General features: G+C 41.4%; 9 protein-coding genes. 8 read left to right on the top strand and 1 reads right to left on the bottom strand.

Features of this window, described 5'->3' with window-relative positions; translation table 11 throughout:
• The first annotated feature begins 216 nt into the window (after nt 1–216).
• Together VXK47_RS15010 and VXK47_RS15005 are read left to right on the top strand one after the other, a co-directional pair.
• Nucleotides 217–429 (top strand): hypothetical protein, encoded by a 213-nt coding sequence (locus tag VXK47_RS15010; RefSeq protein WP_435549597.1) that lies wholly within the window; start codon nt 217–219, stop codon nt 427–429.
• A 10-nt stretch (nt 430–439) separates the two neighbouring features.
• A complete protein-coding gene (locus VXK47_RS15005) occupies nt 440–1,033 on the top strand; it encodes a polysaccharide biosynthesis tyrosine autokinase (RefSeq protein WP_435549598.1) in 594 nt (197 codons plus the stop codon).
• Nucleotides 1,034–1,120: 87 nt separating this feature from the next.
• On the opposite strand, the gene VXK47_RS15000 is transcribed toward VXK47_RS15005, so the two are convergent.
• The gene (locus VXK47_RS15000) at nt 1,121–2,206 is read right to left on the bottom strand and encodes a glycoside hydrolase family 3 N-terminal domain-containing protein (protein ID WP_435549596.1); all 1,086 of its coding nucleotides are present in this window, start codon (nt 2,204–2,206) and stop codon (nt 1,121–1,123) included.
• A 278-nt stretch (nt 2,207–2,484) separates the two neighbouring features.
• On the opposite strand from VXK47_RS15000, the gene VXK47_RS14995 reads away from it, so the two are divergent.
• The 6 genes from VXK47_RS14995 to dsrP all read left to right on the top strand — a co-directional run bounded on the left by VXK47_RS14995 (nt 2,485) and on the right by dsrP (nt 8,104).
• Nucleotides 2,485–3,021, top strand: a complete 537-nt coding sequence (locus VXK47_RS14995) for an RsbRD N-terminal domain-containing protein (RefSeq protein ID WP_435549595.1) — start codon at nt 2,485–2,487, stop codon at nt 3,019–3,021.
• A gap of 78 nt (nt 3,022–3,099) precedes the next feature.
• Nucleotides 3,100–4,101 carry a sulfate reduction electron transfer complex DsrMKJOP subunit DsrM gene (gene dsrM / locus VXK47_RS14990; RefSeq protein ID WP_435549594.1) on the top strand — a complete coding sequence of 334 codons (1,002 nt, stop codon included), beginning with the start codon at nt 3,100–3,102 and terminating at the stop codon, nt 4,099–4,101.
• A 3-nt stretch (nt 4,102–4,104) separates the two neighbouring features.
• Nucleotides 4,105–5,724, top strand: a complete 1,620-nt coding sequence (gene dsrK, locus VXK47_RS14985) for a (Fe-S)-binding protein (RefSeq protein WP_435549593.1) — start codon at nt 4,105–4,107, stop codon at nt 5,722–5,724.
• A 1-nt stretch (nt 5,725) separates the two neighbouring features.
• On the top strand, nt 5,726–6,148 hold the full coding sequence (gene dsrJ / locus VXK47_RS14980) for a sulfate reduction electron transfer complex DsrMKJOP subunit DsrJ (protein WP_435549592.1): 423 nt from the start codon (nt 5,726–5,728) through the stop codon (nt 6,146–6,148).
• 2 nt (nt 6,149–6,150) lie between these two features.
• Entirely contained in the window at nt 6,151–6,936 is a 786-nt protein-coding gene (gene dsrO, locus VXK47_RS14975; RefSeq protein WP_435549591.1) for a sulfate reduction electron transfer complex DsrMKJOP subunit DsrO, read from the top strand.
• Nucleotides 6,937–6,943: 7 nt separating this feature from the next.
• Nucleotides 6,944–8,104 (top strand): sulfate reduction electron transfer complex DsrMKJOP subunit DsrP, encoded by a 1,161-nt coding sequence (dsrP, locus tag VXK47_RS14970; protein WP_435549590.1) that lies wholly within the window; start codon nt 6,944–6,946, stop codon nt 8,102–8,104.
• Nucleotides 8,105–8,255 lie beyond the last annotated feature (151 nt).

The following is an 8,255-nucleotide window of genomic DNA, read 5'->3' as shown; positions in this document are numbered from 1 at the left end:
ATCATCGCCAAGGCCGCGTTGGCTGATGATTTTAATGCCGTTTGCAACAAAAACCAGAAACTCTCCCGAAAATCTTTCGTGGACGCGCTGTTACGGATGGTCGCGTGAGTAAACCATGCATCATTTCGGTGAAACTTTAGTTCATAAGCTGATAAGCTGATAAGTTTATGAGCCGTGAGAGTGTGTTATGAAAAGTGTCTTATTAAGGAGTATGCTATGAATCTGAGTATGTTTTTTGCCGGAAAGAATGTGAATGGATCGAAGAATACAGGCCTGGCCAATAAAATGGAGCATGCCACGCTATGTGATACCAAATCCAAGGCTGGCTGGGTGTCCCCGGTCTATTCCCAGGCAAGGGACGTCAGGCTTGATCCCAACATCATGGTTATGAACCGTTGCATGACCATGTTCGAACAGTCCGGAAGTTGAGTCTTATAAGATTCTAAGAACCCGTATCCTGCGCCGAACCAAGGAACGGGGGGGAAGGTCCATAATGATCACCAGCGCCCTGTCCGGGGAGGGCAAGACAACCACGGCCATCAACCTGTCCCTGACATTCGCAAAAGGGTTCGAGCAGACAGTCATGCTGGTGGATTGCGATTTCCGGAAACAGTGCGTACATGAGGTCATGGGTTTTAATAGTGACCGCGGTCTTTTGGACCACCTTCTCGACGACATGCCGTTGTCTGATCTTATTGTCTGGCCGGGCATCGAGAAGCTGACGGTTATCTCGGGTGGAAAAACCATTCAGGAGAGCAGCGAGGTCATCGCATCGCCGAGAATGCGGGAGCTTGACTCTGAGATGAAGAACCGTTATCCGGAACGTTATGTGATTTTCGATGTTCCGCCACTCCTTGTTGGTACTGATGCTATGACCTTCGCACCGCTTGTTGACTGGATTATCATGGTTGTGCAGGCCGGCAAGACATCCATGGCCGAGGTCAACAAAGCTATGCAGATGCTGCCAAAAGAAAAAGTCCTTGGTCTGATTCTAAACCGCCAGACCGCTCAGGCCGAGGCCTATCCATATTAATGAAACCGAATATGCTCGCACACTCACCCAAACTGAACAGATTTATGATAATTGCTGTATTTGATGATAAAAAGTGAAATAAATATTTCAAAGCAGATATTTTTCTTTGCACGAAAGTATTCGTCGGACTGATTTTTCAGCTTTCATTTCAATTGCCCTTGAATCGCGCATATTTTTTAAAATTTCCTCAAAAGAGTATCCAATATTTGGTCCGGTATGGCATATGAGCGCCATATCTATCCCGGCATAAAGAATTTGCTTTATGACAGTTTTAATATCGAAATTATTCCTTATGGCTCCCATGTCAAGATCATCTGTCATTACTATGCCTTCATATCCCATATGATCGCGTAAAAGATTTCCTGCAATTTTTTCAGAAAGGCTTGCCGGCCATTTTTCGTCGATTTTTTTATAAAGTATATGGGAAAGCATTATTCCTGAAACGTTATGCCTTATTGCGGAATAAAAAGGGATAAGATCAAAAGATTCCAGATCACAAAGTTTAGCATCAAGTATAGGCAGTTCAAAATGGGAATCCGGAACGGTTCTTCCTATTCCCGGAAAATGTTTGGCTACTGCCATCAATTTTTTTGCCTGCATGTTCTCTATAACTGCAACACCCATCTTTGAAACCCAGTTTGGATCACAACCAAAAGACCTGCCTGCCATAACGCTGTTAATCCCTTCCGGTGCAACATCTATCACAGGAGCCATGTCCATGTTTATTCCAATCCCGAGCAATTCCTTTGCAGTAGTTTGTGCAAATATTACAGCATCATTTTCACTTTTCATCTCAGGATTTCCCGGAAACCGTGTAAAAGAAGGTTCCTTTAACCTTGCAACCTGACCGCCTTCCTGGTCAATCGAGATAATCAGGGGAGGCTGATTGCATGATCTTGCGTAAGCCTGAGCTGACCCGCAAAGATTTTTTATCTGTTCGGGAGTTTCGATATTTGCCGAAAAAAGGATCAAGCCCCCAACTTTCACAGTATCTATAAGAAACATCAGCTCACCGGTTAATTCCTTACCATCAAATCCTGCCATAAGTCGCTGACCCGCTATCTGTTCAATAGAAAAATCGGAAATATTCATTATCTGTTCCTGCACAATAATTAAGTATTCATAGTAAAATATTAGATATTTACACATGATAGAATCGTAAAAATCCATCATGCCTCATCCTTCAAGCTATCAAGTTACTTAAAACCGATTGCAGATGACTTAAATCATGCCGTAAAAAAAATCAACTTAATCTCCTATTTAATACAAAATATCAGAATCATTTCCAATAATTCACAATTCCCCGAAAAATATTATCTTTTATGCTTGACATGATTTTTTATCTTGACTATAGAATTTGCGCCGGACGGCATTAGACCAAAGTGTAAAAAAGCCGCTATAATAAAAATAACTTTCCCGGCATATAAATAGATTGGGCGTGATTCTTGAATATGAAACTTGAAGAAATCCTGGAACAAAAGAAAAAAGTCATTGTTGATAAATGGTTTGATATCGTTGTAGATACCTATCCTTCCGATACTTCCAGGTTTCTAAAAAGCCAGAAAAATCCATTCTCAAATCCGGTAGGAAACACAACTCAAAAGAGCCTTGCCGTTTTGATGGATGAGCTGCTTGGCAAAATGGATCTTGATACAATAAATTCATTTCTTGATCCTATAATAAGGATAAGAGCTATACAGGATTTCACCCCGTCCAGGGCGGTTTCTTTTTTATTTTCTCTTAAAGAGATAATAAGAGACCAGTTAAAAGATAAAGATATTAATGATACTATATTAACAGCATTAACACAGTTTGACAGAAAAATTGATTTGATCGCAATGGCAGGTTTTGACATATATATGAAATGCAGAGAAAAAATATATGATATAAAAGCAAATGAAGAAAAAAACAGAACCTTCAAAGCGTTTAAAAGGGCCGGTCTAATTAAAGAGATTCCGGACAATAATACGGAGTCTCGGTTGGTTTAACAATGTTTAAAAATTAAAGCTTGAGGTGGCTTCGTTTGAGTGAAAGCTATCTTAAGCCATGGAGCGAGGTAATGTTAAATGATTAAGTGCATGTTCTCACTCACAGTGGTAATTGTTTTATCGTTGCTTGCCTTTGTCGGGGCTGAGACGGCAGGTTTCAAAGCACAATTTCTGTTTGGAGTTGTAATCCCATATACAGCCCTTCTTGTATTTGTGATAGGAGCGATAAATCGTGTAATCGGGTGGGCACGCTCTCCGGTGCCTTTTGCAATTCCAACTACTGCCGGACAGCAGAAATCCTTGCCATGGATAAAACCTGCCAATCTGGACAATCCCACCACTACCGGAGGAGTTTTCGGCAGGATGTTTCTGGAGGTTTTTCTTTTCCGATCCTTATTCAGGAATACAAAAACCCAGCTAAGCGAAGGTCCGAAAATTTCCTTTAATCTGGAGATTTTTCTCTGGCTTGCTGCTCTTGCTTTCCATGCATCCTTCTTTGCGGTTTTGGCAAGGCATTTAAGGCTTTTCACCGAGCCTGTCCCGTTTGCCATACGGATGCTTGAAAAAGTAGACGGAATGATGCAGGTCGGCGTGCCTGGAATTATGTTGTCTGGTTTTGTTCTTCTTGCAGCTGTTTCTTATCTGCTAATAAGAAGAATTATTATTCCTCAGGTAAAATATATCTCACTTATTCAGGATTATTTTCCGCTTTTTTTAATTATAGGAATAGCCGCAAGCGGAATATTGATGAGACATATTTTTAAGATTGATGTCATAGGGGCAAAGCAGCTTGCAATGGGCCTTGTTACATTTCATCCGGTAATTCCGGAGGGCATAGGCGGTATCTTTTATGTGCATATCTTTTTTGTAAGCGTATTGCTTGCCTATTTCCCTTTCAGCAAGCTTATGCATATGGGTGGTATATTTATGAGTCCTACAAGAAATCTGCCGGGCAACACCCGGGCGGTCAGGCATGTCAATCCATGGAATTATCCTGTTCATATCCATACATATGAGGAGTATGAGGATGAGTTCAGGGAAAAAATGATAGATGCCGGACTGCCGGTTGAAAAGGAGTAACAGATGTCAGACCTTCCAAAAAACAATAATGAGCTGATAGAAAAAATAGATTACAATCCTCCCCAAAAAGGATGGATGGATACCCCTGTCGAAATCAGAAAGGGCATGTACTGTTATGCCTCAAACCCAAAAAGCGTGGAATATATAGGCCTTCCAAATGCACGTGCCTGGAATCCGCTTGATGATGACTGGAAACTTCCGGAAAACTGGAAAGAGATAGTACATAATGCTTTTAAAGAGCGGTTAGACAGATTTCGTTCTTTTAAAGTGTTTATGGATATATGTGTAAGATGCGGAGCTTGTGCGGATAAATGCCATTTTTTCATAGGAACCGGCGATCCGAAAAATATGCCTGTTTTAAGAGCCGAGCTTCTCCGTTCGGTTTACCGTAATGATTTTACCACAGCAGGGAAAATTTTCGGTAAGGTTGCAGGAGCACGTGAAATGACTTTGGATGTGCTGAAGGAATGGTGGTATTATTTCTTTCAATGCACTGAATGCAGGCGTTGTTCCGTATTTTGTCCTTACGGTATTGATACAGCCGAGATAACTATTATGGCCAGGGAAATATTTAATCTGCTTGGGCTTAATATCGACTGGATTGCAACTCCTGTTGCAAATTGCTACCGGACAGGAAACCATCTTGGAATACAACCGCATGCATACAAAGAAATGATTGAATTCTTTGTGGATGATATAGAAGAGAAAACAGGTGTGGTGGTAGAGCCTTCGTTCAATAAGAAGGGAGCCGATATATTGTTCATTACTCCATCAGGGGATGTTTTTGCCGATCCGGGCACTTATACCGCAATGGGCTATCTGATGCTGTTTCATTACTTAAAGGAGCAGGGACTCAATATTACCTGGAGCACCTATGCTTCCGAAGGTGGAAATTTCGGATTTTTCACCTCTCATGAAATGATGAAGCGCCTTAATTCAAAAATGTATGCCGAAGCAAAACGACTTGGGGTTAAATGGATACTTGGTGGTGAGTGCGGTCATATGTGGCGTGTTATAACTCAGTACATGGATACAATGAACGGGCCTGCGGATTTTCTTGAAAATCCGGTTTCTCCCATTACCGGAACAAAGTTTGAAAACGCTAATTCAACGAAAATGGTTCATATTTCAGAATTTACGGCTGATCTTATATATCATGGAAAACTGAAACTCGATAAAAGCCGTAATGATAACCTCAAAGTAACTTATCATGATTCCTGCAACCCGGCCAGAGGCATGGGGATGTTTGATGAGCCAAGGTATGTTATAAAAAATACCTGCAATAATTTTTATGAAATGCCGAGTAATACCATCAGGGAGCAGACTTTCTGCTGCGGCAGCGGTTCCGGTCTTAACGCAGGTGAAGATATGGAATTAAGGATGTGCGGGGGCCTGCCGAGGGCTAATGCAGTAAAGTACGTTCACGATAAATTCGGTGTAAATATGCTGGCCTGTATCTGCGCAATTGACAGGGCTGTCTTTCCGGCTCTCATGGAATACTGGGTGCCTGAAGTTAATGTTACAGGTCTTACCGAGTTGGTTGCAAATGCTTTGATAATGCCTGGTGAGAAAGAAAGAACTGTCAACCTGCGCGATGAACCGCTTCCAGGAATGGAGGAGTAAAATGTCTGATAACCATCATGATAAAGAAGAAAAAAAGATGTATAACAAAGGTGAAGTGATAACCGGTATTGTTATATTTTTAGTTATTTTTGCTTTTCCCTTCTGGTATAACATGGGAAAGGCAGCCCCGGTTCCTCAACCCGAACTTACCGAGAAGGCCAAGGCTGCAAAAGAATGCATAGAGCCAAAAGCATTTATGAAAACCGAGCATATGCAGATTTTAAACAGTTGGAGAAATTCGGTTGTAAGGGATAAAAACAGACTTTATATTAACAGCAGTGACAAGGAATTTGATATGAGTTTATCCAACGGTTGTTTGGAATGCCATTCAAATAAGGCAGAGTTTTGTGATAAGTGTCACACCTATGCATCGGTAACTCCTTACTGCTATGATTGCCATATTGATAATCCGAAGGAGAAATAGTGATGGAAAACAGCAGAAGAAATTTCTTAAAGATAGCTGGAATTTCAGCACTGGGCCTGAGTGCAACCCCTGTTTTGGATGCTTTTGCGTTAGATATAAGCATGTTGGATATGAAGATTAATGCCGCTCCGGGAAAAGATGCTATAACTGCCAAAAGATGGGGAATGGTTATTGATACCAGGAAGTTTGAATCGGAAGAAGATCTCAAACCAATGATTGAGGCCTGCCATAAAATTCATAATGTTCCTGTACTTGAAAATAAACGCCATGAAATTAAATGGATATGGGAAGAAGAATTCAAACATGCGTTTCCTGATCTTGAGCATGAATATGTGAATGAGCGCATAGAACATTTGCCTTTTCTGGTCCTTTGTAACCAGTGCAAGGATGCACCATGCGTCAGAGCCTGCCCGACAAAAGCGACTTTTAAACAGGCTGACGGTATTGTAGCAATGGATTTTCACAGGTGCATCGGTTGCCGGTTTTGCATGGCGGCATGCCCTTATGGATCAAGAAGCTTTAATTTCAGAGATCCCCGCCCCTTTGTTAAAGAGATAAATAAAAAATTCCCGACAAGAGCAAGAGGTGTTGTTGAAAAGTGCAATTTTTGCGCTGAACGGCTTGCTGTTGGATTACAGCCTGCCTGTGTTGAAGCATCCAAGGGCGCTCTTGTTTTTGGAGATCTTGATAATCCGGAATCTGAAGTCAGAAAGTTATTGAAAACTAACTATACAATTCGACGCAAAGTGGCCCTCGGTACCGAGCCCTCTGTTTATTACATCGTATGAGGTGGTTATGCTTGAATTAGCACTTAAAGGAAGCAAAAGATATTATGGATGGATTGCATGTCTGCTTGCCGTTATCGGTGTTGGAATAGGCTGTTATTTATGGCAGCTTAGTTACGGCCTCGGTCTTACCGGAATGAGCAGAGATGTATCATGGGGATTTTATATTGCCCAGTTTACATTTCTTGTCGGTGTTGCCGCATCAGCCGTTATGCTGGTATTGCCCTATTATCTTCATCATTATAAAGCCTTTGGAAGGATAACAATTCTTGGGGAATTTCTGGCTGTGGCATCAGTAACCATGTGTCTGCTATTTATCATTGCGGATCTTGGGCAGCCCATGCGCGCTTTAAATGTAATTTTATATCCTACTCCGAATTCCATACTTTTCTGGGATATGATAGTATTAAACGGGTATCTGTTCTTAAATATAATAATAGGCTGGCAGGTTCTTCAGGCCGAGAGAAATTCCGTTGCTCCACCCAAATGGGTTAAACCGCTTATCTATCTTTCAGTGCCCTGGGCGGTCAGTATTCATACCGTAACGGCATTTTTGTACTGCGGTCTTCCCGGAAGAGGGTTCTGGCTTACTGCAATACTTGCTCCCCGGTTTCTTGCTTCAGCGTTTGCCGCAGGCCCTGCGTTTTTAATTCTTCTTTGCCTTCTTGTAAGAAAACTCACAAAGTTTGATCCGGGTAAGGAGCAGATTCAGACTCTTGCTAAAATTGTAACCTACGGTATTTTATTAAACGTCTTTTTCTTGCTCTGTGAGGTTTTTGTCGTATTCTACAGTAAAATCCCCGATCATATGGCTCATATGATATACCTGTATAAAGGTTTGCACGGTCATGCCGCCCTTGTGCCATGGATGTGGGCATCTATAGTTTTGATGGTTATTTCCATCATCCTTCTTGTAAATCCTTTTACAAGACAGAAAGAAGGAATACTTCTGATAGCATGTATCTGTGTATTTTGCGGGACATGGATAGATAAGGGGCTTGGCATGATCTCCGGAGGTTTTGTACCTTCTCCGCTGCATCATGTTACTGAATATATTCCTACAAAACCTGAAATAGCCATTACATTAGGAGTGTATGCTGTAGGGTTTTTAGTATTAACACTGCTGTTTAAAATAGCTACAACAGTTAAAGAAGAAGCGGAAGGCCTTTAGAGTTTTTCCGTTAAGGAGTTGTCACAAAATAACCTTTACATTTAAAACGTACATGCTATACTGCATGCATGGAAATAAGGTTGATAAAAAAACGCTTCGAAATGCTTGCGCCAATACTTGACGAGAAAACACTCAGACTTTTTGTCGCTAC

Source organism: Desulfobacterium sp. N47, assembly GCF_051233685.1.
Classification (GTDB): domain Bacteria; phylum Desulfobacterota; class Desulfobacteria; order Desulfobacterales; family RPRI01; genus RPRI01.
Note: the sequence above shows the minus strand (reverse complement) of the source record. Positions and strands in the feature narration are given on the sequence as shown.

What these genes read in the sequence shown, in the direction of transcription:
- dsrJ (WP_435549592.1), top strand. Translation starts at nt 5,726, where the DNA reads ATGTCTGATAACCATCATGATAAAGAAGAAAAAAAGATGTATAACAAA.
- dsrO (WP_435549591.1), top strand. Translation starts at nt 6,151, where the DNA reads ATGGAAAACAGCAGAAGAAATTTCTTAAAGATAGCTGGAATTTCAGCA.
- VXK47_RS14995 (WP_435549595.1), top strand. Translation starts at nt 2,485, where the DNA reads ATGAAACTTGAAGAAATCCTGGAACAAAAGAAAAAAGTCATTGTTGAT.
- VXK47_RS15010 (WP_435549597.1), top strand. Translation starts at nt 217, where the DNA reads ATGAATCTGAGTATGTTTTTTGCCGGAAAGAATGTGAATGGATCGAAG.
- VXK47_RS15000 (WP_435549596.1), bottom strand. Translation starts at nt 2,206, where the DNA reads ATGATGGATTTTTACGATTCTATCATGTGTAAATATCTAATATTTTAC.
- dsrM (WP_435549594.1), top strand. Translation starts at nt 3,100, where the DNA reads ATGATTAAGTGCATGTTCTCACTCACAGTGGTAATTGTTTTATCGTTG.
- dsrK (WP_435549593.1), top strand. Translation starts at nt 4,105, where the DNA reads ATGTCAGACCTTCCAAAAAACAATAATGAGCTGATAGAAAAAATAGAT.
- dsrP (WP_435549590.1), top strand. Translation starts at nt 6,944, where the DNA reads ATGCTTGAATTAGCACTTAAAGGAAGCAAAAGATATTATGGATGGATT.